Genomic DNA, 21,064 nt, shown 5'->3' with positions numbered 1-21,064 from the left:
CTCAGAGTTCATAAGATTTTTTCTGAATATAGATTATGAGAAAATCTTCTTAGCTTCTCAAAAAGTTGTTCTTAGCTGTGATGTTACAAGCCTGAAACGGTTTGACAGGGAAAAACGTCATTTTTATGGCGACAGGATAAGAACTTCAGTCAGGAGAAACGCCAATGCGCACCTTAACCCCGCTGTGGAGCGCCATGCTTTTGGCGACTGTTTGCAGTCAGGCGCAAGCCATGAATCTGTCGGAAGCGATTCAGAGCACACTGGACAATCACCCGGAAATCCACGCTGCCGCCAATAGCCGACTCTCATCGGATGAGGATGTGAAATTCGCCAAGGGCGGCTACCTGCCCACCGTCGATCTGCTGGTCGGTTACGGCCGGGAACGTACAGACAGCCCCAGCACGAGGGCGCTGGGCAAACACAACACAGAGACCCTGAACTACCGCGATGCCGAGCTGCGTTTGCGGCAGATGCTGTTCGATGGTTTCAACACCCCCAACGAAGTGGCGCGCACCCAAGCCGTGGTCAACTCTCGCGCCTACCGTCTGCTCGGAACCTCTGAAAGCCTGGCGCTTCGCACCGTAGAGGTGTACCTCGATGTGCTGATGCGCCGCGAGATGGTCACTCTGGCGCGCAACAACCTGCAGGCACACCAACGCATCAACGATCAGATCGGCTTGCGCAGCCGCCAGGGCGTTGGCAGCACCGCCGACCTTGACCAATCCGAGGCCCGTCTGGCCCTGGCGCAGAACAACCTGTACACCGAAGAGGTCAACCTGGCCGATGCCGAAGCCAACTTCTTCAGCGCCGTGGGGCGTTTGCCGGATCAGCTGGAGACACCCTCCTCGGTCAAGGGCAACATGCCGGCCGATTTGCTCGCCGCCCGCCAGACCGTGATGGACAACAACCCCTTCCTGAAGTCGGCACAGTCGGACGTCAATGCTGCCGAGAAGCAGTACGAGGTGGCCAAGTCGCCCTTCTACCCGCGCTTCGACCTGGAGTTGGCCACCAATGCCAACGACAACGTGCAGGGTGACGAGGGGCACTACAACACCTGGCGAGCCGCCGTGGTGATGAACTACAACCTGTTCAACGGCATGCGCGACAAGGCCCGCCTGCAATCGGCCGCGCACCAGATCAACGAGTCGATGGATATCCGCAACAACGCGCTGCGCGTGCTTAACGAAAACCTCTCGCTGGCCTGGAACGCCATGGAGAACGCGCGCCTGCAAACCCCCAAAGCCCGTGACTACGCGGACTACACCTCACGGGTTCGCGAGGCCTACCAGCAGCAGTTCAGCCTGGGGCAACGCACCCTGCTCGACCTGCTCGACAGCGAAAACGAACTGTTCACTGCCAACCGCCGCTACACCGAGGTTCGCTACGGCGAAGAGTTCTCGATGTACCGCGTCGTCGCGGCCATGGGTGATCTGCTACGCCAGCAACAGGTCGTAGTCCCGACGGAAGCTGTAGCCCTCACCGAAGTGAAGAGCGAAGCACGCTTGCCGGAAATGAAGTAGTACCGACCCGAGACCCCGCGTGAGCAAGCAGGGTCAACGTGCGGCAACGGTCTGAACAGGCCTGAGGAGTAGTAGAAATTGACCACCATGGAACGGCCAGGGCCGACCAGTGATCCGCGGCTCAGTCACGACGATCCGTTGTTGGATGGTTTGTTGATCCTGTGCAGGCTGCATGGCTGTTCCGCCAGTCGCGGCAGCCTGAGCGCTGGGCTGCCTCTGCCAGAGCAGCGCCTGAGCCCCGACCTACTGGCCCGCGCCGCAGCACGAGCGGGGTTGCAAGGACGCTTGCTGCAACGCGACCTGTCCAGTATCTCAGCACTCAACCTGCCGGTACTGCTGCTGCTCAAGGACGGCCGCAGCGCCGTGCTGCGCCAGTGGGGACCAAAGCAGCAGGCGCAGATTCTGCCCTGCGAAACGGATGGCGGCGAGCAATGGGTCAGCCGCGAACAACTGGCCACCGAGTACAGCGGCCGGGCCTTCTTTGCTCGCCCGCGGCATGAGCTTGAGGAAGCCCGCACACCGCTGGTGCCGCGCATCGAAGCCTGGTTTCGCGACACCTTGAAGCTGTCGCGCTGGCTCTACACCGATGCCGTGCTGGCCAGCCTGCTGATCAACCTGCTGGGTTTGATGGTGCCGCTGTTCGTGATGCAAACCTACGATCGCGTGGTGCCCAATCAGGCGACCTCGACGCTCTGGGTGTTGGCCATTGGCCTGTTTGTCGGCACCGGTTTCGAACTGCTGCTCAAGGTACTGCGCGCGCACCTGCTGGACACCGCCGGCAAGAAGACCGATGTGGTGCTGTCGGCCACCTTGTTCGAACGCATCACTGGCATGTCGATGAAAGCGCGACCGGCCACAATCGGCGGTTTCGCACAGAGCATTCACGACTTCCAGGGACTGCGCGATTTTCTCACGGCCGTGACCCTGACCAGCCTGATCGACCTGCCCTTCTCCCTGCTGATGCTGCTGGTGATCGGCCTGATCGGTGGCCCGCTGGTGTTCATCCCCCTGCTGGCCTTCCCCATTACCGCACTGTTCGCCTACATCATCCAGGTGCGCCTGCGCGACACAGTGCAGAAGAGCCTGCAACTCGGCTCGCAGCGCCAGGCGTTGTTAATCGAAACCCTTGGAGGCCTGGAAACCCTCAAAGCCTGCGGCGCGGAAAGCGAGCGCCAGCACCAGTGGGAGCAAACCCACGGTGCCCTCACCCGCCTGGACGGCCATGCAAAATTCCTCGCCTCGCTGGCCACCAACGGCACCCTGTTCCTGCAGCAATTCGCCGGCATGGCCACCATCGTCGCAGGGGTCTACCTGATCATCGCCGGCCACCTCAGCGTCGGCGCACTGGTGGCCTGCTACATGCTAGGCAGCCGGATTCTTGCGCCACTGGGCCAGATCGCCGGACTGATCACCCGCTACCAACAGGCGCGCCTGACCATGACCAGCACCGACGCACTGATGGCATTGCCACAGGAGCGTCAGGACAAGCAGCGCCCGCTGGATCGCACCCAACTCAAGGGGGCACTGGACATCCGCCAGATCAGCTTCACCTACCCCAGCCAGAACGCCCCGGCGCTGCACAACGTCAGCCTGCGCCTCGGCGCCGGCGAGCGGCTCGGCATCATCGGTCGCAGCGGCTCGGGCAAAAGCACCCTGGCGCGTCTGATGATGGCGTTCTACAGCGCCGACGAAGGGCAGATCCTGCTCGACAACCTCGACCTGCGCCAGCTCGATGTTGCCGACCTGCGCCATCAGATCGGCTACGTCGCCCACGACCTGCCGCTGCTGGCCGGCAGCCTGCGCGACAACCTCACCCTCGGTGCGCGTTACATCAGCGACGCGCGCATGCTCGAAGTGGCCGAGCTGACAGGCGTCGTCGACCTGGCGCGACAGCACCCGCAGGGCTTCGACCGTCCGGTGGGCGAGCGCGGCCAACTGCTTTCCGGCGGCCAGCGCCAAGCCGTGCTGCTGGCCAGGGCGCTACTGCTCGACCCACCGATTCTGGTGCTCGACGAGCCCACCAGCGCCATGGACAACACCAGCGAAGACCTGCTGCGCCAGCGTCTGCACAGCTGGGTGCAGGGCAAGACCCTGGTCCTCATCACCCACCGCGCCTCCATGCTCAGCCTGGTAGATCGCCTGGCCGTGCTGGACAACGGTCGTGTGGTGGCAGACGGGCCGAAGGAAGCGGTGATCGAAGCCTTGCGCAAGGGCCGCGTCGGCCCAGCCAGCCTGTAGGAGCGACGAGCGATGCAAGCGACCCAGAATCTCGGCAACTACTTCGGCAGCCTGCGCGAGAAACGTCAGGACACCGAGTTCATGCCGGAAGTCGAAGGCGCCATTCTGGAAGACTCGCCCTGGCTGAGCCGCATCACCGTGTGGGCGGTCAGTGCCTGCCTGCTCAGCGCACTGGTCTGGGCGCATTTCGCCGTGCTCGAGGAGGTGACCACGGGTGAAGGCAAGGCCATCCCGTCGAGCAAGGTGCAGGTGATCCAGAACCTCGAAGGCGGCATCGTCAGCGAGATCTTCGTGCGTGAAGGCCAGGTGGTGGAAAAGGGTGACACCCTGCTGCGGCTGGATGACACGCGCTTTCTATCCAATCGTGGGGAAACCGAAGCGGATCGACTGGCACTGATCGCCCGCCTCGAGCGACTGAGCGCCGAGGCCGAAGGGCGAGAACCGCAACTGCCCGAAGAAATCACCCGCGACGCGCCGCAGCTGGCAGAAGACCAATTGGCCCTGTACCGCTCACGCCAACAACGCCTGCGCAGTGAGCAACGCACCCTGGGCGAACAACTGCGGCAGAAGGAGCAAGAGCTTGCCGAATTTCGCTCCAAGTCCCAGCAATACCGTTCCAGCCTCGGCCTTTTGCAGCAAGAGCTGAACATGTCGCAACCGCTGGTGGCCTCGGGGGCGATTTCCCAAGTCGAAGTGCTACGCCTGCGCCGTAGCGTGGTGGAAGTTCGAGGATCACTGGAAGCCACCAACCTGGCCATTCCCCGCGCAGAAGCGGCGATGAGCGAGATCAAAAGCAAGATGGACGAATCCGAGCTGGCCTTCCGCGCCGAGGCCTTCAAGGAGCTCAACGAATTACGTACCGAGCTGCAGAAGATCACCGCCACCAGTGTCGCCATCCAGGACAAGGTAACCCGCACCACCGTCACCTCGCCGGTGCGTGGGGTGATCAAGCAGCTCAAGGTCAATACCATCGGTGGCGTGGTGCAGCCGGGTAGCGACATGCTGGAGATCGTACCGCTGGACGACAGTCTGTTGATCGAGGCCAAAGTGCGCCCGCAGGATGTGGCCTTCCTGCATCCGGGGCAGAAGGCGATGGTCAAGTTCACCGCCTACGACTACACCATCTACGGCGGCCTCAAGGCCAACCTCGAGCTGATCAGCGCCGACACCATCACCGACGAGGAAGGCAACAGCTTCTACCTGATCCAGGTACGCACGGATAAAAGCCATCTCGGCAGCGACGAACACCCGTTGCTGATCATCCCCGGCATGGTCGCCACGGTTGACATCATTACTGGTGAAAAGAGCGTGCTGACCTACCTGCTCAAGCCCGTGCTCAAGGCCCGCTCGGAAGCCATGCGCGAACGCTGAATACCTGCCGTGCTGCTGCGTAGCCCGGATTTCATCCGGGCTACGCGACATCGCCAGATGCGCCATACGTACCGAGCCCGAACCGTAGCATTGATCAAAAGCCGGTGCGCGCGGCGCACCCTACATGCCTTCGCCCTTATAGATCTGCCACGGCTACGCGCGTAGGGTGCGCCGTGCGCACAGCGTCAACGCTGGTGGTTGCGGACAAACACTGCTTCGCCCATCGCAGCAATCTGTCCCTCGATCAAGGCATCGAATGGCTGCAGCAATGCCTCGAAACCCCGTGGCGCCTCAAGCACAGCCAGCGCTGCAACGATCGCCTCGATGGTCGACAGCGCCCCCTCTTCCGGCGCCTTGCGCAGACGGTAGCGCGACGGCGCTACTGCCCCCAGGCTCACACGCGGCAGTGCCGCCAGCGACGGGTTGAGATGCAGCAGCTTGCGCGCCTTGCGCCAGGTGCCATCGGGCACCACCAACAACAACGGTTTCTCGTCGGGCGCGTAAGCGCTCAAGGCGACGGACTCTTCGCCGGGAAACAGCAGACAGGCTCGATAGTCAGGCTGCGCGAGCAATTGCGGCAGATCATCGAACACCTCACCCACGCGCAACTCGGCGTTGCGCAAACCCAGCGCAGCCAGGCGAGCGGTATTGAGGGCATGACCGACCTCGCTCGGATGCTGCAGGATGAGCACACGCGTGCGACTCTCGAGGTCGGGAATCAGCGGACAGAGGCAATGGCTGAGCGGGCGCTGGCAGCGGGAGCAGGTCGGACGAGGCATGCCGCGCAGTGTGCCAGAACGCCCTGCCAACGCGTAGTCCGGCTGCAACCCGGAACATCGAAGCATGCCTCGGATGACATCCGGCTACGGTTCAGCGATTGAAACGCTCCGCCAGGCTGTGCAGGTAATCGGCCATTTCCTCCAGCTCGCGGCTGATCGCCGCGCCCTGATGCGCCTGGCCAGCACTGTGATCGGAAAGCTGGGCGATACGGGTGATCTGCCGGCTGATGTCCTCGGCCACGTGGCTCTGCTCCTCGGAGGCGGCCGCCATCTGCTGGCTCATACCGGTGATACGCGTCACCGCCGAGCTGATGCCCTCCAACGCATCGCGGACCGACTCCACGCCCTGCACGCTGCCACGGGAAATTTCCTCGCCCTTGCCCGCCGTCACCACGGCGCGCTCGGCTCCAGCACGCAGGTCAGCGATGATCTGGTGAATCTGCTCGGTGGACTGACGGGTATGCGATGCCAGAGAGCGCACTTCATCGGCGACCACAGCGAAACCGCGCCCCTGCTCCCCTGCCCTGGCCGCCTCGATGGCAGCGTTGAGCGCCAGCAGGTTGGTCTGCTCGGCAATCGAGGTGATCACGTCAGCGACGCTGCCGATCGACTGCGTGGAGTTGGCCAGTTCGTTGACCGCCTGACCAATATCGTTGACCGCCTTGGCCATCTGTCGCATCGAATCCAAGCTACCCACCGCCAGATCGCGTCCCTCACGCGCCAGACGATCCGCCTCTTCGGCGGCATGCGAGGTGCTCTGTACGTTGAGCGCGACCTCCTGGATGGTCGCCGCCATCTGGTTGATGGCCGTCGCCGACTGGTCGGTTTCTGCCCGCTGCTGGTCAAGCAACTGAGCGCCAGAACGCGACAATTCTGCAGACTGGGTGGCGCGCTTCTTGACGTTCTCGCCGGCATCTTCCAGCCGCGTCAGCGCTGTCTGCAAACGCGCCTCCTCGCTGATCATCGCCATGTCCAGCAGCGCCTGGGCACCGCGATTATCGCTGTAGGTCAGCGCCACGAGGCGGCTGGTGAAGGCTTTCGGATGCTCTGCCAGCGTGCGGCAAATCAGTTGCCGAGTCCGATACAGCTGGTAGGAGCCCAGCGCGAACAGCGTCAGCACGATAAAAGCCATCAGCGCCCAGCCAGAAACCACCCAGTGCGCCGCAACAATCAGCAGCGACGCGGCGATCAGCGGCCAGGAGCGCACCAGATCATAGGTCCAGTATTCCAACTTCGGCACGGGTGATTTTCCGGCCCGCAGCCGGGCATAGAGTGCTTCGGCACGACGCTTCTGGGCCTCGGTGGGCAACGAGCGCACCGACTCGTAGCCGGAAATTCTGCCGTTCTCATAGATGGGTGTGACATACGCACTGACCCAGTAGAAATCACCGTTCTTCGAACGATTCTTGACGATCCCCATCCAGGGCTTGCCCTGCTTGATCGTCTCCCACATATGGCCAAACACCGCAGGGGGCATGTCCGGGTGTCGTACGAGGTTATGCGGCTGGCCGATCAACTCCTCGCGAGTGAAACCGCTGATCTCGACAAAAGCATCGTTGCAGTAGGTAATCTTGCTGTTAAGGTCGGTGGTGGAAATCAGGCGTTCTTCCGTGGGGAAGGTTCTTTCCCGCTGAGTCACGGGCAGGTTCTGGCGCATCTAGGCTTCCCTGGTGGCGTTGGAGTTGAGGCAGACGTACGAATAAGTACTAGCACAGCCTAATAAGCGCGCCAGCGTTGGGCTGTACGCCTTTCGGAGAAGAAAGGCGACACTGCTTCAGTTCTTATTCAGTTGCGTCTTCAGCAGATCGTGGAAGGTCTGAAGTAGTCATATTCAACACATCCGACACTAATGCCATAACGCCTGGCATTATGAACGCACCGAAAGCCCGTAGCACATGGTCGAGGCCTACTTTTTCGCCACACAAGTCGGTTCCAAAACCCTGACCACGGACCTCGACGGGTGACGATATGATCGAATATGGTGACGTGCTGGATCTGGGTAATCGGGTATTGCAGGTGCTACACACGCCCGGCCATTAACCGGGCGGCATCAGCCTATGGGAAGCGAGTACACAAACGCTGTTTTCCGGCGACATCCTCTATGAAGGCCCGCTGATCGAGGACGCTTACCACTCGAACCTGGAGGATTACGCACGGAGTCTTGCGCGCTTGCGCGAACTACCCGTACGCACCGTGCACGGCGTGCATTTCGGCAGTTTTTCGGGGCAGCGGATGCGTGAGCTGGTAGGCGCCTGGTTCGACGCCCATCGGCTCACTTGAGCATTTCAGCGACGCTGCTGCGCTTCGCGCCGTAGACGCTCCTGCTCGGCTTCGCTGATACGAATTGGCTGAGGTTGCGGGACAAGGCCAAGGGCCTGCAACAGGGCTTGCAGTTGTTCTTGCAGCTTGGCGAGCATGGGTACGACCTCCTGCCAAGTAAAGGGAAGAGCCAGCGGCTCATTTATCAGATTAGGCCGGACAAACCGGATTTCAACCAGGCGCCGTCAAATTACCGGGCTCTTACGCCGATAAGGGAACACGTCGATCACCTTGCCTGCGCGAATCGCCTCCTGCAACTGTTTCCAGTAATCGGCTTCGTAAAGGTTGCCATGCAGCTGGCTGAATAGACGGCGCTGCTTGATATCGGCGAACAGGAACGGCGGAAACTCCTCGGGGAACACGTCCATCGGCCCCACCGAATACCAGGGCTCGGAACTCATCTCGTCCTCGGGAAAGCGCGGCGGCGGGATGCGGCGGAAATTCACCTCGGTGAGAAAGCAGATCTCGTCGTAGTCGTAGAACACCACGCGGCCATGACGGGTAACACCGAAGTTCTTCAGCAGCATGTCGCCGGGGAAGATGTTCGCGGCGGCCAGTTGCTTGATGGCAAGGCCGTAGTCGTCCAGTGCCTCGCGCACCTGCGCCTCGTTGGCGCTCTCCAGATAGAGGTTGAGCGGGGTCATGCGCCGCTCGGTCCAGCAGTGGCGCACCAGCACGGTGTCGCCCTCCACCACCACGGTGGAAGGTGCCACTTCCAGCAGCTCAGCCAGGCACTCGGGCTCGAACTTGGCCTTGGGGAAGCGGAAGTCGGCAAACTCCTGGGTATCGGCCATGCGCCCTACGCGGTCGACGCTTTTCACCAGGCGGTACTTCTCGATCACCGTCTTGCGGTCCACCGTCTTGGCGTGGGCGAAACGGTCCTTGATGATCTTGAACACGGTATTGAAGCCCGGCAGGGTGAACACACTCATGACCATGCCGCGCACACCGGGCGCCATGATGAAGCGGTCGTCAGTGCTGGCTAGATGGCCGATCAGCGCGCGGTAGAACTCGGATTTGCCGTGCTTGTAGAAGCCGATCGAGGTGTACAGCTCGGCGATGTGCTTGCCTGGCAGGATGCGTTTGAGAAAGCCGACGAACTCGGCCGGGATGGCCACGTCCACCATGAAGTAGCTGCGGGTGAAGGAGAAGATGATCGACACCTCCGCCTCGTCGGTGATCGCCGCATCGGCCTGGATACCCTGCCCTTCGCGGTGCAGCAGCGGGATCGCCAGCGGCCACTGCTCCTCACGGTTGTAGATGCGCCCGATCAGGTAGGCGCCCTTGTTGCGATACAGCACCGAGGAGAACAGCTCGATGCACAGTTGCGGGTCCTTGCAGACCCAGTCCGGCAGGCTGTCGCGCAGTTGCTCTTCCAGACGCTGCAGGTCGCGAGGCAGGTCCTCGTAAGGAGCATCGAAACGGTAATCGTCGAAGATCGTCTGCAGTGCCAGATGCAGCTCGCCAGCAGGCCGGTAGCTGCGCGTCTGCGCCGCGCTGGGCTGGTTGCGTAGAGACGGCCGCGTGGTGTGGATGAACATGCAGCCATCGCTGATCTGGTCATGGCTGAACAGGCTGCAGAAGATCGAGTTGAACCAGGTTTCCGCCAGTTCATCGTCGAAGCGCAGGTCGATCAGGGCAATGTAGGCACTCTTGACCAGCGGCCACTGCCCGACTTCCAGCAGCGAAGCATCGAACCCTTGCAACAAGTGCTCGCGGGTTTCTGCGACCTTCTCTTCGTAAAGGTTGATGCGCGCCGCCGAAGCCTGCTGCGCCTCCTGCCATTGCGCCTGCTCGAAGCGCAAGCGCGCGCCATCGGTGATCTGGCGAAAATGCTCGCGGTAATCATCGAACCCCTCGAGGATCAGGCGAGCGATCTCGCCAGCCGGCCATTGCTGCCCCATTACGCATGCCTCATCTGCAGTGATCAGCCGAGCTTAGCCGACAACACTGGCCTGGATGCAATCGGGAATCGCCACAGCCTCCACGATTGCACGTCGCGGCTAAAGCCCCTCCCACACCCTCACGCGCAGCACCGCCACACATATTCGAAAGTGCAATGCGGATTGCCAGAACCCCGCCCAGCGGCAACACTCTCGGCCCCACTCTGCCGGATACTCCGCCTTGCGTACCGCCGACCTGCTCCGCCTGCTGCTGCTCGCCGCCATCTGGGGCGCCAGCTTTCTGTTCATGCGCGTTGCGGCGCCCGTGTTGGGTAGCATGCCGACCGCGTTCTTCCGCGCCAGCTTCGGCGCACTGGGGCTGCTCGTACTGCTTTTGCTGCTGCGCACGGACTGGGACTTTCGCGGCAAATTTCGCATCTGCCTGGGTTTAGGCGTGATCAATGCTGGCCTGCCGTCGGCCATGTATTGCATGGCAGCACTGATCCTGCCGGCCGGTTATTCAGCGATCTTCAACGCCACCACCCCGCTGATGGGTGTATTGATCGGCGCACTGTTTTTCCATGAGGGCATCACCCGCAGCAAGGCGGCGGGTGTATTTATCGGTCTGCTTGGCGTGGCGGTGCTGACCCGCACCGGCCCGGTGGCCTTCGACCTGCAACTGCTGCTCGGCGCCGGCGCCTGCTTGGTGGCCACCACCTGCTACGGCTTCGCTGGTTTCCTTACCCGACGCTGGATTGGTCAGCAGGGCGGCCTGGACAATCGCCTCACCGCCTTCGCCAGCCTCGCTGGCGCCAGCCTGTTCCTGCTACCGCTGTTCGGCGGCAGCCTGGCGCTGCAACCGCCGCCGAGCTGGGGCGGCATTGAGGTGTGGCTGTCGCTGGCCGGCCTTGGCCTGGTCTGCACCGCGTTCGCCTACGTGCTGTATTTCCGTTTGCTGGCCGATATCGGACCGATCAAGGCCAGCACCACCACCTTCCTCATCCCGCCATTTGGCGTGCTATGGGGCGCTTTGCTGCTGGGTGAGCCACTGAGCTGGGCCTACCTGCCTGGCTGCGTGTTGATCGCGTTGGCGCTGTGGCTGGTGGTGCGCCAAAGCGTGAGTAGAACGTAGTCGGGACGGGTGGATCACGCTTTATCGATCCGCCAAAGCGGTGGATGTGAAAAGCGACATCCACCCGATCTGGAAAGGAATGACGCCGGGGAGTTAGATGTAGGGCGTACTCGCGAAGCAGTACGCCATCATGGAGTGGTCGCGGGCCTGCCGAGATTTGAAAGTCATCTTCACGCTGACAAGCCGCAAGCGCCGCGCTAGGGTGCCAGCCATGAACATCATCACGCTGCTTCTGCCCTACCAACCGCCCTGGGACTGGCAACAGTTCCATAGCCACTTTGCCTTGCGTGCGATTCCTGGGCTGGAGTCACTGAGCGCGGACAGCTACAGCCGCGGCTTCAGCATCGACGGCACCCCCGGCTGGTTTCGAGTTGCCCCGTTGCCAGGGCAGAACGCGCTGGAACTGCGCTGTCGCCTGACCTCACCCGCACACCTCGATCAACTCGAACAGCGCGTGCGGCGCATGTTCGATCTCGACAGCGAGCCCGAGGCGATTACCCTGCACCTGAGCGCTGACGAACTGCTCGCGCCGCTGCTGCTGCGCAATCCCGGCCTGCGTCTGCCGGTGGCGTTCGATCCGTTCGAACAGGCGGTGCGCGCCATCGTCGGCCAGCAGGTCACGGTCAAGGCGGCGGTCACCATCGTCGGGCGTCTGGTACAGCGTGTCGGCACGTCGATCGAGACGCCGGAAACACTGGGCATCAGCCATCTGTTCCCGTCGCCGCAGGCGCTTGCCGATGCCGATCTGACCGGTATCGGCATGCCCGGCAAGCGTGTGCAGTGCCTGCAGCACTTCGCCGCGCGCATCGCCGATGGCAGCCTGAAGCTTGATCTGGAAGAAGGCAGCCTGGCACTGATCGAGCGATTGTGCGCCCTGCCTGGCATTGGCCCGTGGACAGCGGAGTACATCGCCCTGCGCGCGTTCGGTGAGGCAGACGCCTTTCCCGCAAGCGATCTGGGTCTACTCAAGGCGCCAGTGTGGGGAGCGGAAGGTATCGACGCACGGCGCCTCAAAGCTCACGCCGAGGCCTGGCGTCCGTGGCGCGCTTATGCGGCGGCGCATCTCTGGCATAACTATTCGGGAGGCTGAACCATGCATTACCGCCATCACGACAGCCCTGTTGGCCCACTGTTTCTCGCGGCCGATGAAAACGGCCTGCAACTGCTCCTGATGGAGCTGGACAGCCGTCCCTGGCGCATCGAAGACCATTGGCAGCCCGCGGGCCGTGAGCTGGACGCCGTCTGCAGTCAGTTGGACGAATACTTCGCCGGCAAGCGCCGCCAGTTCGAATTGCGCCTGGCACCGAGGGGCACAGCATTCCAGCAGGCGGTGTGGCAGGCGCTGTTGGCCATTCCCTACGGCCGCACCTGCAGCTATTCGGAGCTGGCCAATGTCATCGGGCGGCCGCAGGCCGTACGCGCGGTGGGAACGGCCAATGGCGCCAACCCGATCTCCATCATCGTGCCCTGCCATCGCGTGATCGGCCGGGACGGCAGCCTGACCGGTTATGCCGGTGGCCTGCCGCGCAAGCAGCAGTTGCTGGAACTCGAGGGCGTGTTGCCGCAAGCGCAGGCGCAACTGGCATTGTGAGCGAGGCGCGCCCCGGATGTCAGAACCTGTTCACGATCTGCTGCGCGTCGGCCATGCTGCGTTGAAACCACGCTCAAAATGCTCATTTACAACTTGTAAACTGCGCTTTTTCGCCTGGTTTCGCCTTGCCTGGCTCTAGCTCGCGAGATCGTGAACAGATTCTCAGGGCGCACCGGCAGAAGCGGCTTCGGTCAGATCCTGACGGTGCCGCGCGGCCCCATCAGCGCCCAGATGATCAGGCCGATTACCGGCAACAGCACGATCAGCAGAATCCATAGAATCTTGATTCCAGTTTCCGCGTTGCTCTTGACCACGTTGATGATGGCCCAGATATCCAGGGCGAGGATGACCAGGCCAATCAGGCCATTGAAGGTAGAACCCATGACGACACTCCTGTCTGAAAGGTTACCTTCATAGGATAGCTGGCCACCGGCGCGGGTTCCCTTAGTCACCGAGCCTGGCAAATCGGCTGGCGATGTCGTCGTCGGTGCGCACAGGTGCGTCCTCGCTGGCGCTCAGGCGTACCACCAGCGCATGCGGTTCCTCCCCCGGGTCGAACCAGTAGCGGGTACCCGCTGGCAGCGACAGCAGGTCGCCCTTCTCGCCCTGCAGCATGTAGACGTGATCGTCGAGGTGCAGGCTAAGCTGGGCGAAGCCACCGAGGAACAACCAGGCACTGGCCGTCGATTGCGACTGCTCATCCAGATGACGCGCACGCAACTCCAGTTTCTGCGGATGGTTGCGCTGCAGGTTGAACAGCTCCTGCTGCACATAGCCTTCCTTGCCCATGAACGCCTGCAGCCACAGACCATAGGCCGCGTCGAACTCGGCCTGCTCGCAACCTGGGCGCAACGCGGCCGGCAGCTCCACCTGGCGATAATCGATGCCCGCCGCCGCCAGGGTGCTGGCGATGTCGTCGGCGTGGTTCAGTATCTTGTTCGGCAGTTCCGGGGAGGTGTGCTGGTAGACGGCGAGGCTGCTCATGAAGGGTTCACTCGATTCAGGGCCGCTCGGGCGGCAGACGGGTGGCAATGATGAACGCGGCTAGCAAGGCTACCAGACTGGCGATGGCGAAGGTCCAGGCCGGGCCCAGGCTCTTCCAGCTGTAACCGGCATACAGCGCGCCCAACGCACCGCCAATCCCGGCCAGACTGACGTACAGTGCCTGGGCCTGGCCCTGCTGGCGATCGGCAAAGCTGCGTTGCACGAAGTGAATGCACGCAGCATGAAAAGCGCCAAAAGTGGCGGCGTGCATACACTGCGCCAGCAACAGCACCGGCAGATACTGGGCCAGGTTGCCCAACAGCAGCCAGCGCACGGCGGTGATCAGGAAGCTGGCCAACAATACCGCGCGCAGTGAATAGCGTTGCAGCAGCCGCGCCATGACCAGGAACAGCAGAATCTCCGCCACCACCCCCAGCGCCCAGAACAACCCGATGGCACCGCGGCTGTAGCCAACACCCTCCAGGTGCAGGGTCAGGAAGGTGTAGTACGGACCGTTGCTCAGTTGCATCAGCCCGACGCAAGCGTAGAACGCGAGGATGCCGGGGCGACGCAATTGGCGCAGAAAACCATCCGACTCCAGCGTGCTCGGGCGCAGCACAGGCTGCGCATTGGGCACCCACAAACTGCTGGCGACGATACCGGCCATGATCACCAGCAGCGCTGCCGGGTAAGCGTCCAGGCTCAGCCACTCGAACAGCAGGCCGAGGCCGACTACGGCGACGATGAAGCCGATGCTGCCCCACAGGCGAATCTGGCTGTAGCGCGCCGCCTGCTCGCGCAGATGGGCCAGGGTGATGACCTCGAACTGCGGCAGCACCGCATGCCAGAAGAAAGCGTGAGTGGCCATGATCAGCGCCAGCCAGGCGTAGCTCTGGCTGAAGAAGATGCCGGCGAAGCAGACCAGGGTGCATAGCGCGCCGAAGCGCACGATCAGCAGGCGCTGACCTGTGTGGTCACCCAACCAGCCCCAGAGGTTCGGTGCCAGGCAACGCATCAGCATGGGAATGGCGATCAGTTCGCCGATCCGCGCTGGGGAAAAGCCCAGGTGGTCGAAGTACAGCGCCAGGAACGGCGCCGTACCCCCGAGCAGAGCGAAGTAGAAGAAGTAGAAACCGGACAACCGCCAGTAAGGCAGGGCCGCGCTCATGCCGCCGTCCGGCTCACAGTTGTGGTAGCACCGGTGTGCTGACGCGCACGTCGGCATTCTGCCCACGATGGCGCAGCAGATGATCCATCAGCACGATGGCCATCATGGCCTCGGCAATCGGCGTGGCACGAATGCCCACGCAGGGGTCGTGACGGCCCTTGGTGATGACGTCCACCGGGTTGCCGTCGACGTCAATGGAGCGCCCCGGCGTGGTGATGCTGGAGGTCGGTTTAAGCGCCAGGTGGGCGATGATCGGCTGGCCGCTGGAGATACCGCCGAGGATGCCGCCGGCGTTATTGGAGAGGAAGCCCTCCGGGGTCAGCTCGTCGCGATGCTCGGTGCCACGCTGGGCGACGCAGGCGAAACCGGCGCCGATCTCCACGCCCTTGACCGCGTTGATGCTCATCAGCGCGTGGGCCAGCTCGGCATCGAGGCGGTCGAAGATCGGCTCGCCGAGGCCCGGCATGACGCCTTCGGCCACCACGGTGATCTTCGCGCCGACCGAATCCTGGTCACGGCGCAGCTGATCCATGTAGGCCTCCAGCTCCGGCACCTTGTCCGGGTCAGGGCTGAAGAAGGCGTTCTCTTCCACCGAATCCCAGGTCTTGAACGGAATCTCGATAGGGCCAAGCTGGCTCATGTAGCCACGGATGACGATGCCCTGGCTGGCCAGGAACTTCTTGGCGATGGCACCGGCCGCCACACGCATGGCGGTTTCGCGCGCCGAGCTGCGGCCACCGCCACGGTAGTCGCGGATGCCGTACTTGTGGTGATAGGTGTAGTCGGCATGGGCCGGGCGGAACAGGTCCTTGATCGCCGAGTAGTCCTTGGACTTTTGGTCGGTGTTGCGGATCAGCAGGCCGATGGAGCAGCCGGTGGTCTTGCCCTCGAACACGCCGGAGAGAATCTCCACCTCGTCGGCCTCCTGGCGCTGCGTGGTGTGGCGGCTGGTGCCCGGCTTGCGGCGGTCGAGGTCACGCTGCAGGTCTTCCAGAGAAATCTCGACACCGGGGGGGCAACCGTCGACGATGGCGACCAGCGCCGGGCCATGGCTTTCGCCAGCGGTGGTGACGGTGAACAGCTTGCCGTAGGTATTGCCGGACATGGGAAGACACTCCGCGAGATTCAGCATCGGCCTGCCACTGCGCAGGCCCGATTCACAAGGTGGGCGAGTATACCTGCCACCTACTTGCAGTTCACCCCGAACCTTGTCCAACCGAACGCGTCCAATGCCAGTCTGCCACTACCCTACCCTCATCATGCTACGAGCCCTGCTCTTGTCCCTCACCCTGATCACCGGCCTGGCCCAGGCCAACACCACCCGACAACTGCCCATCAGCCTCGACACCAACCAGGGCACCCTGTACGGCAGCCTGCTGGTGCCGCAAAGCGACAAACCGGTGCCGGTGGCGCTGCTGATCGCCGGCTCCGGCCCCACCGACCGCGACGGCAACAACCCCGAGGGTGGCCATAACGATGCATTGAAAAAGCTGGCCCAAGTGCTGGCGCGTAATGGCATCGCCAGCCTCCGCTATGACAAACGCGGCGTGGCCGCCAGCCGCGCCGCGACGCCGAATGAGAAAGACCTCAGCGTCGAGCGCTACGTCGCCGATGTCGAAGGCTGGGCCAGTCTGCTCAGGGACGATCCGCGTTTTGATCGACTGATTCTCATCGGCCACAGCGAAGGCGCGCTGATCGCCAGCCTGGCCGCACCTGGCAGCCAGGCCAGTGCTCTGGTATCCATCGCCGGCCCCGCCTACCCGATCGGCCAGGTGCTGGACATGCAACTGGCCATGCGCCTGCCACCACCGTTGCTGGACGAGAGCCGGCACATCCTCGCCAACCTGATCCGCGGCAAGCTGCAGCCCAAGGTCCCCAAGGAACTGCAAGCGATCTATCGCCCCAGCGTACAGCCTTACCTGATCAGCCTGCTGCGCCAGGACCCGGCGGAAAACTTCACCGCTCTGCAGATACCCGCCTTGATCGTGCAGGGCACCCACGACGCCCAGGTCAGCCCGGACAACGCCGAGGTACTCAAGCAGGCCAAGCCCGATGCCGAGCTGGCGTTGATCCCCAGCATGAACCACGTCATGCGCATCACCCCGGCGCCCTGGAACGAACAGCTAGCGTCCTACGACGATCCGCAGCTACCCTTGGCCCGTGCGCTGGGCGAACGGATCGTGTCCTTTATTCGCTCCAGTGCTGAGGAAAATGGCCGATAACGCATCGAAGGCCACCAAACAGTACACAGGACGCCCATGAGCGAAAACCCAGCCCCGGAGGCGCAAGCCGCCGACGCAGTCGCAGGCGAGACGCCCGCCGCGCCGCATCCCTGGACTGACCTGCCAGCCGAGCAGTTCAGCCTGCTGCGCCTGGCGCCACTGCCGGTCGACCGGGAGACCGGGCCGCGACCGCTACGCTTCGTTCAGCTCGGCCGCGTGGAGCGCCACGCCAAGGACACCAGCCTGCTGCGCCTGACCATCCAGATGCCAGGCCAACGCCTGCATCGTCAGACCAACCTGCTGGAAGTCTGGGCCGACCATCAGCGCAAGGAGGTTCGCTTCGGCCCGGACAAGGGCCTCAGCGTGGAGCCCGCCAACCGCGGCCTGGGGCGTTTTCTCATGGCGCAGGGCATCGCCTGGGCGCGCAAGCAATACGCGCACTACCAGGTCGAGGGCGGCGCCCTGCCGACCAAGGACAACGTCAACGAAGCGGCCCGCGCCCGGCGTGACCACGCGCTGAAAGCGCAGGGTTTCACCATCGAGTACAGCGACCCGTTGCAGCTCAAGCCGTTCTACAGCGCGCCACGGGTCAGCTCTCTGCACGGCGACTGGCATGCCGAGAAGGTGCAGATCATCGAGTTACTGGATGCTGCCGCGATGCTGCAGCAGGCCGACCAGACGCTGCAGCAGCAGGACGTCAAACTGCGCAAACTGGAAGATCGGCTCGAACGCCTCAAGCGCGAGGACAGCGGCCTGCGCTTCACCATCACCTGCCTGGTGGCGTTCAGCCTGTTTCAGGCCGGCCTGCTGATCTGGATCGCCACACGCTAGTGGCCCTTGGCGCACCCTACGCCGCCCATCACGCTGTTCTTAATAGGCACCCCACCGATGGGCCGTGTGATCGCTAACCCAGCAACAGCACCCCGAAATACAGGCGAAAAAAAGCCCGCAGTGTGAGCGGGCGTAAGGACTCAAACGAGTCTGAGGGTGACAAGCATTCGTCTGGCAGGCAGCAGGTCTGCCAGTCACTCAGCTACCGCGATAGGTGGAATAGCTGTAAGGGGAAATCAGTAGCGGTACGTGGTAGTGCTCCTGCCCGGCATCGATGCCGAAACGCAGCACTACAACGTCAAGAAAAGCCGGTTCCGGCAGACTGACGCCACGAGCGCGGTAGTAGTCGCCAGCGTGGAAGTGCAGTTGATAGATACCGCTGCGGTAGTCATCGCCCTGCAACACCGGCGCATCGCAACGGCCGTCGTGGTTGGTCGCAACGGTGTTGATCAGCTCCAGCTGCGCGCCTTCGACGCGATACAGCTCGACCTTGATGTCACTCCCCGGGCAGCCGTGTGCGGCATCCAGTACATGTGTAGTCAAACGTCCCATGGCTCTCGGGCATCCGCCGCGGCCTGCGGCCTGCGGCCTGCAGATACCACACCTCCTCTGCTCTGTTGAAATCGGCTCGTCGCAATGCTCCAGCGCCTGGGCAGGATAGCACGCAGCTAGAATATAAAACACTTTATCAAAAAAATGTACACAATCAACCCATCAATCATCATGCCCTCTCCGTGGGAGACCTCATCGTCTGCCTTATATACAGCGCATAAATGCTGGAAGCCTGCACAATAGCTGACCGGATAGGCAAGTTTATTGCTTTAATAGGGCTCGAAGAAAATGACGAAAACCGGATTTACAAACGGCCATCAATTTTGTATACAATTAGCCATCCAGGTCGCGCAGCCATCGGTTTCAGGACGCGCAGTGACCGCAACATTCCAGATAGGAAGACTGCAGTGAACGCTGATTACCCACGTGACTTGATCGGCTACGGCGCAAACCCACCTCATCCGCACTGGCCAGGCGATGCCCGCGTGGCCCTGTCTTTCGTGCTCAATTATGAGGAAGGCGGCGAGCGCAACATTCTCCATGGCGACAAGGAGTCCGAAGCGTTTCTGTCCGAGATGGTCGCCGCTCAGCCACTGCAGGGCCAGCGCAACCTGTGCATGGAGTCGCTCTACGAGTACGGCAGCCGCGTCGGTGTATGGCGCCTGCTCAATCTGTTCAAAAGGCACGATATTCCCCTGACCATCTTCGCCGTGGCCATGGCTGCCCAGCGTCACCCCGAAGTGATTCGCGAGATGGCCGCCAATGGCCACGAGATCTGCAGCCACGGTTACCGCTGGATCGACTACCAGAACACCGACGAAGCCACCGAGCGCGAGCACATGCTCGAGGCTATCCGCATCCTCACCGAACTGACCGGCGAGCGTCCGCTGGGCTGGTACACCGGCCGCCTGGGCCCGAACACCCGACGCATCGTGCGTGAGGAAGGCGGCTTTCTCTACGATTCCGACACCTACGACGACGACCTGCCCTACTGGGATCCAGCCAGTACCCCGGAAAAACCGCATCTGGTGATCCCCTACACGCTGGACACCAACGACATGCGCTTCACCCAGGTGCAGGGTTTCAACAAGGGCGACGACTTCTTCGAATACCTCAAGGATGCCTTCGACGTGCTCTACGCCGAAGGTCAGGCCGGTGCGCCGAAAATGCTGTCGATCGGCATGCATTGCCGTCTGCTCGGCCGCCCTGGCCGCCTGGCCTCCCTGGCACGCTTTCTCGATTACGTGAAAAGCCACGACAAGGTCTGGTGCGCCCGCCGCGTCGACATCGCCAGGCACTGGCACGCCACTCACCCCTTCCGCGCGACCGAATGACAAGAGAGCCGCCCATGAGCCGTTTCCAGACCCTGACCCCATCTCAACTGAGCCGCGACGCGTTCGTCGCTGCGTTCGCCGATATCTACGAGCACTCGCCGTGGGTCGCCGAGAAAGCCTACGACCTCGGTCTGGACAGCTCCATCGACGAAATCGATACGCTGCAACAGCGCATGGCCGACATTCTCCTGTCCGCCAATGCCGATGCGCAGCTGGCGCTGATCAACGCGCACCCGGATCTGGCCGGCAAGGCTGCCGTGCGTGGCGAGCTGACCGCCTCCAGCACCGCCGAGCAATCCGGTGCCGGTATTCATGAATGCAGTGCCGAGGAGTTCGCCCGCTTCACCGAACTCAACGATGCCTACAAGGCCAAGTTCGGCTTCCCCTTCATCAAGGCGGTCAAGGGCAGCAACCGGCACCAGATCCTGGCGGCCTTCGAAGAACGCATTCACAACACGCCCGAGCAGGAGTTCCAGACCGCTCTGGCCGAGATCAACAAGATCGCGATGTTCCGTCTGCAGCAGCTCTAAGCCTGCAGACGCTTGCCTCGGCCACCGTGGGCCGGGTTCATCCACTCAACCTACAAGTAGAACAGCCATGCGCAGCCTGACCATCGAGCTCCTGAGCAAAGAAGCCTTCGCCCCTTTCGGTGACGTGATCGAAACTGAAAACAGCGATTTCTTCATGATCAACAACGGTTCCACCCGCCGCTATCACAAGCTGGCCACGGTGGAGACCGCACAGCCCGAGGACAAGGCCATCATCAGCATCTTCAGCGCCGAATCGCTGCAGATGCCGCTGACCATCCGCATGCTGGAACGCCATCCGCTGGGCAGCCAGGCTTTCATCCCGCTGCTCGGCAACCCCTTTCTGATCGTGGTCGCGCCAGTTGGCGATGTACCTGTATCAGGTTCCGTCCGTGCCTTCCTCAGCAATGGCAGGCAGGGCGTCAATTACCATCGCGGCGTGTGGCACCACCCGGTGCTGACGATCGAAAAGCGGGATGACTTCCTGGTGGTTGATCGCAGTGGTTCTGGCAACAACTGCGATGAACATTTCTTCAATGAGGAAGACCTACTTCTCCTCGCCCCCCACCAATAAGAGAAGCCCGGGGCTGGCGTGCCTCCCCCGGGGAAAGAG

At 62.5% G+C, this 21,064-nt stretch carries 20 protein-coding genes and 1 pseudogene; 12 read left to right on the top strand and 9 right to left on the bottom strand.

What is annotated here, in order from left to right; all coding sequences use genetic code 11:
* Nucleotides 1–164 precede the first annotated feature (164 nt).
* The 3 genes from AAEQ75_RS17025 to AAEQ75_RS17015 all read left to right on the top strand — a co-directional run bounded on the left by AAEQ75_RS17025 (nt 165) and on the right by AAEQ75_RS17015 (nt 5,129).
* The gene (locus AAEQ75_RS17025) at nt 165–1,520 is read left to right on the top strand and encodes a TolC family outer membrane protein (RefSeq protein WP_343349846.1); all 1,356 of its coding nucleotides are present in this window, start codon (nt 165–167) and stop codon (nt 1,518–1,520) included.
* A gap of 78 nt (nt 1,521–1,598) precedes the next feature.
* Nucleotides 1,599–3,758: a type I secretion system permease/ATPase gene (locus AAEQ75_RS17020; RefSeq protein ID WP_343349844.1), complete on the top strand. Its 2,160-nt coding sequence runs from the start codon at nt 1,599–1,601 to the stop codon at nt 3,756–3,758.
* 12 nt (nt 3,759–3,770) lie between these two features.
* Nucleotides 3,771–5,129, top strand: coding sequence for an HlyD family type I secretion periplasmic adaptor subunit (locus tag AAEQ75_RS17015; protein WP_343349842.1), 1,359 nt, complete (start codon nt 3,771–3,773; stop codon nt 5,127–5,129).
* A 185-nt stretch (nt 5,130–5,314) separates the two neighbouring features.
* On the opposite strand, the gene AAEQ75_RS17010 is transcribed toward AAEQ75_RS17015, so the two are convergent.
* Together AAEQ75_RS17010 and AAEQ75_RS17005 are read right to left on the bottom strand one after the other, a co-directional pair.
* Nucleotides 5,315–5,908, bottom strand: a complete 594-nt coding sequence (locus AAEQ75_RS17010; protein ID WP_343352416.1) for a tRNA-uridine aminocarboxypropyltransferase — start codon at nt 5,906–5,908, stop codon at nt 5,315–5,317.
* Nucleotides 5,909–5,999: 91 nt separating this feature from the next.
* Nucleotides 6,000–7,565, bottom strand: a complete 1,566-nt coding sequence (locus AAEQ75_RS17005) for a methyl-accepting chemotaxis protein (protein WP_343349840.1) — start codon at nt 7,563–7,565, stop codon at nt 6,000–6,002.
* A gap of 314 nt (nt 7,566–7,879) precedes the next feature.
* On the opposite strand from AAEQ75_RS17005, the pseudogene AAEQ75_RS17000 reads away from it, so the two are divergent.
* Nucleotides 7,880–8,188 (top strand): annotated as a pseudogene (locus AAEQ75_RS17000) (MBL fold metallo-hydrolase); the annotation flags it as partial.
* Between the two features lie 5 nt (nt 8,189–8,193).
* Here the strand turns inward: AAEQ75_RS17000 and AAEQ75_RS16995 are convergent.
* Nucleotides 8,194–8,325 (bottom strand): PA1414 family protein, encoded by a 132-nt coding sequence (locus AAEQ75_RS16995; RefSeq protein ID WP_316916220.1) that lies wholly within the window; start codon nt 8,323–8,325, stop codon nt 8,194–8,196.
* An 87-nt stretch (nt 8,326–8,412) separates the two neighbouring features.
* The gene (gene aceK, locus AAEQ75_RS16990) at nt 8,413–10,131 is read right to left on the bottom strand and encodes a bifunctional isocitrate dehydrogenase kinase/phosphatase (protein ID WP_343349839.1); all 1,719 of its coding nucleotides are present in this window, start codon (nt 10,129–10,131) and stop codon (nt 8,413–8,415) included.
* 220 nt (nt 10,132–10,351) lie between these two features.
* Here aceK and AAEQ75_RS16985 point away from each other — a divergent pair, with 220 nt between their 5' ends.
* From AAEQ75_RS16985 to AAEQ75_RS16975, 3 genes are all read left to right on the top strand, one after another.
* Entirely contained in the window at nt 10,352–11,242 is an 891-nt protein-coding gene (locus tag AAEQ75_RS16985; protein WP_343349837.1) for a DMT family transporter, read from the top strand.
* A 211-nt stretch (nt 11,243–11,453) separates the two neighbouring features.
* The gene (locus AAEQ75_RS16980) at nt 11,454–12,332 is read left to right on the top strand and encodes a DNA-3-methyladenine glycosylase family protein (RefSeq protein ID WP_343349836.1); all 879 of its coding nucleotides are present in this window, start codon (nt 11,454–11,456) and stop codon (nt 12,330–12,332) included.
* Nucleotides 12,333–12,335: 3 nt separating this feature from the next.
* Complete coding sequence (locus tag AAEQ75_RS16975; protein WP_143506599.1) at nt 12,336–12,833, top strand: methylated-DNA--[protein]-cysteine S-methyltransferase; 498 nt, start codon at nt 12,336–12,338, stop codon at nt 12,831–12,833.
* A 191-nt stretch (nt 12,834–13,024) separates the two neighbouring features.
* Here AAEQ75_RS16975 and AAEQ75_RS16970 read toward each other — a convergent pair whose 3' ends face one another.
* The 4 genes from AAEQ75_RS16970 to aroC all read right to left on the bottom strand — a co-directional run bounded on the left by AAEQ75_RS16970 (nt 13,025) and on the right by aroC (nt 16,090).
* Nucleotides 13,025–13,216 (bottom strand): PLDc N-terminal domain-containing protein, encoded by a 192-nt coding sequence (locus tag AAEQ75_RS16970; RefSeq protein ID WP_343349835.1) that lies wholly within the window; start codon nt 13,214–13,216, stop codon nt 13,025–13,027.
* Nucleotides 13,217–13,277: 61 nt separating this feature from the next.
* A complete protein-coding gene (locus AAEQ75_RS16965) occupies nt 13,278–13,817 on the bottom strand; it encodes an acireductone dioxygenase (RefSeq protein ID WP_343349834.1) in 540 nt (179 codons plus the stop codon).
* Between the two features lie 16 nt (nt 13,818–13,833).
* Nucleotides 13,834–14,985, bottom strand: coding sequence for an MFS transporter (locus AAEQ75_RS16960; protein WP_256837196.1), 1,152 nt, complete (start codon nt 14,983–14,985; stop codon nt 13,834–13,836).
* A 13-nt stretch (nt 14,986–14,998) separates the two neighbouring features.
* On the bottom strand, nt 14,999–16,090 hold the full coding sequence (gene aroC, locus AAEQ75_RS16955) for a chorismate synthase (protein ID WP_343349832.1): 1,092 nt from the start codon (nt 16,088–16,090) through the stop codon (nt 14,999–15,001).
* A gap of 124 nt (nt 16,091–16,214) precedes the next feature.
* Between aroC and AAEQ75_RS16950 the strand changes: the two genes are divergently transcribed.
* Complete coding sequence (locus AAEQ75_RS16950; protein WP_343349830.1) at nt 16,215–17,207, top strand: alpha/beta hydrolase; 993 nt, start codon at nt 16,215–16,217, stop codon at nt 17,205–17,207.
* A gap of 36 nt (nt 17,208–17,243) precedes the next feature.
* Nucleotides 17,244–18,038, top strand: a complete 795-nt coding sequence (locus AAEQ75_RS16945; RefSeq protein ID WP_343349828.1) for a hypothetical protein — start codon at nt 17,244–17,246, stop codon at nt 18,036–18,038.
* 198 nt (nt 18,039–18,236) lie between these two features.
* On the opposite strand, the gene uraH is transcribed toward AAEQ75_RS16945, so the two are convergent.
* Nucleotides 18,237–18,590: a hydroxyisourate hydrolase gene (gene uraH, locus AAEQ75_RS16940; RefSeq protein WP_343349827.1), complete on the bottom strand. Its 354-nt coding sequence runs from the start codon at nt 18,588–18,590 to the stop codon at nt 18,237–18,239.
* 407 nt (nt 18,591–18,997) lie between these two features.
* On the opposite strand from uraH, the gene puuE reads away from it, so the two are divergent.
* The 3 genes from puuE to AAEQ75_RS16925 all read left to right on the top strand — a co-directional run bounded on the left by puuE (nt 18,998) and on the right by AAEQ75_RS16925 (nt 21,025).
* Nucleotides 18,998–19,924, top strand: a complete 927-nt coding sequence (gene puuE / locus AAEQ75_RS16935) for an allantoinase PuuE (RefSeq protein WP_256837189.1) — start codon at nt 18,998–19,000, stop codon at nt 19,922–19,924.
* Between the two features lie 14 nt (nt 19,925–19,938).
* Complete coding sequence (uraD, locus tag AAEQ75_RS16930) at nt 19,939–20,454, top strand: 2-oxo-4-hydroxy-4-carboxy-5-ureidoimidazoline decarboxylase (protein ID WP_256837188.1); 516 nt, start codon at nt 19,939–19,941, stop codon at nt 20,452–20,454.
* Between the two features lie 67 nt (nt 20,455–20,521).
* A complete protein-coding gene (locus AAEQ75_RS16925; protein ID WP_343349826.1) occupies nt 20,522–21,025 on the top strand; it encodes an ureidoglycolate lyase in 504 nt (167 codons plus the stop codon).
* Nucleotides 21,026–21,064: the final 39 nt, after the last annotated feature.

Origin of the sequence: Pseudomonas sediminis, from assembly GCF_039555755.1 — a bacterium.
Taxonomy (GTDB): Bacteria; Pseudomonadota; Gammaproteobacteria; order Pseudomonadales; family Pseudomonadaceae; genus Aquipseudomonas; species Aquipseudomonas mendocina_D.
Note: the sequence above shows the minus strand (reverse complement) of the source record. Positions and strands in the feature narration are given on the sequence as shown.

Coding starts and splice junctions, on each gene's coding strand:
- AAEQ75_RS17025 (WP_343349846.1), top strand. CDS start 165: ATGCGCACCTTAACCCCGCTGTGGAGCGCCATGCTTTTGGCGACTGTT.
- AAEQ75_RS17015 (WP_343349842.1), top strand. CDS start 3,771: ATGCAAGCGACCCAGAATCTCGGCAACTACTTCGGCAGCCTGCGCGAG.
- AAEQ75_RS17010 (WP_343352416.1), bottom strand. CDS start 5,908: ATGCCTCGTCCGACCTGCTCCCGCTGCCAGCGCCCGCTCAGCCATTGC.
- AAEQ75_RS17005 (WP_343349840.1), bottom strand. CDS start 7,565: ATGCGCCAGAACCTGCCCGTGACTCAGCGGGAAAGAACCTTCCCCACG.
- AAEQ75_RS16995 (WP_316916220.1), bottom strand. CDS start 8,325: ATGCTCGCCAAGCTGCAAGAACAACTGCAAGCCCTGTTGCAGGCCCTT.
- aceK (WP_343349839.1), bottom strand. CDS start 10,131: ATGGGGCAGCAATGGCCGGCTGGCGAGATCGCTCGCCTGATCCTCGAG.
- AAEQ75_RS16980 (WP_343349836.1), top strand. CDS start 11,454: ATGAACATCATCACGCTGCTTCTGCCCTACCAACCGCCCTGGGACTGG.
- AAEQ75_RS16975 (WP_143506599.1), top strand. CDS start 12,336: ATGCATTACCGCCATCACGACAGCCCTGTTGGCCCACTGTTTCTCGCG.
- AAEQ75_RS16970 (WP_343349835.1), bottom strand. CDS start 13,216: ATGGGTTCTACCTTCAATGGCCTGATTGGCCTGGTCATCCTCGCCCTG.
- AAEQ75_RS16965 (WP_343349834.1), bottom strand. CDS start 13,817: ATGAGCAGCCTCGCCGTCTACCAGCACACCTCCCCGGAACTGCCGAAC.
- AAEQ75_RS16960 (WP_256837196.1), bottom strand. CDS start 14,985: ATGAGCGCGGCCCTGCCTTACTGGCGGTTGTCCGGTTTCTACTTCTTC.
- aroC (WP_343349832.1), bottom strand. CDS start 16,090: ATGTCCGGCAATACCTACGGCAAGCTGTTCACCGTCACCACCGCTGGC.
- AAEQ75_RS16950 (WP_343349830.1), top strand. CDS start 16,215: ATGCCAGTCTGCCACTACCCTACCCTCATCATGCTACGAGCCCTGCTC.
- AAEQ75_RS16945 (WP_343349828.1), top strand. CDS start 17,244: ATGAGCGAAAACCCAGCCCCGGAGGCGCAAGCCGCCGACGCAGTCGCA.
- uraH (WP_343349827.1), bottom strand. CDS start 18,590: ATGGGACGTTTGACTACACATGTACTGGATGCCGCACACGGCTGCCCG.
- uraD (WP_256837188.1), top strand. CDS start 19,939: ATGAGCCGTTTCCAGACCCTGACCCCATCTCAACTGAGCCGCGACGCG.
- AAEQ75_RS16925 (WP_343349826.1), top strand. CDS start 20,522: ATGCGCAGCCTGACCATCGAGCTCCTGAGCAAAGAAGCCTTCGCCCCT.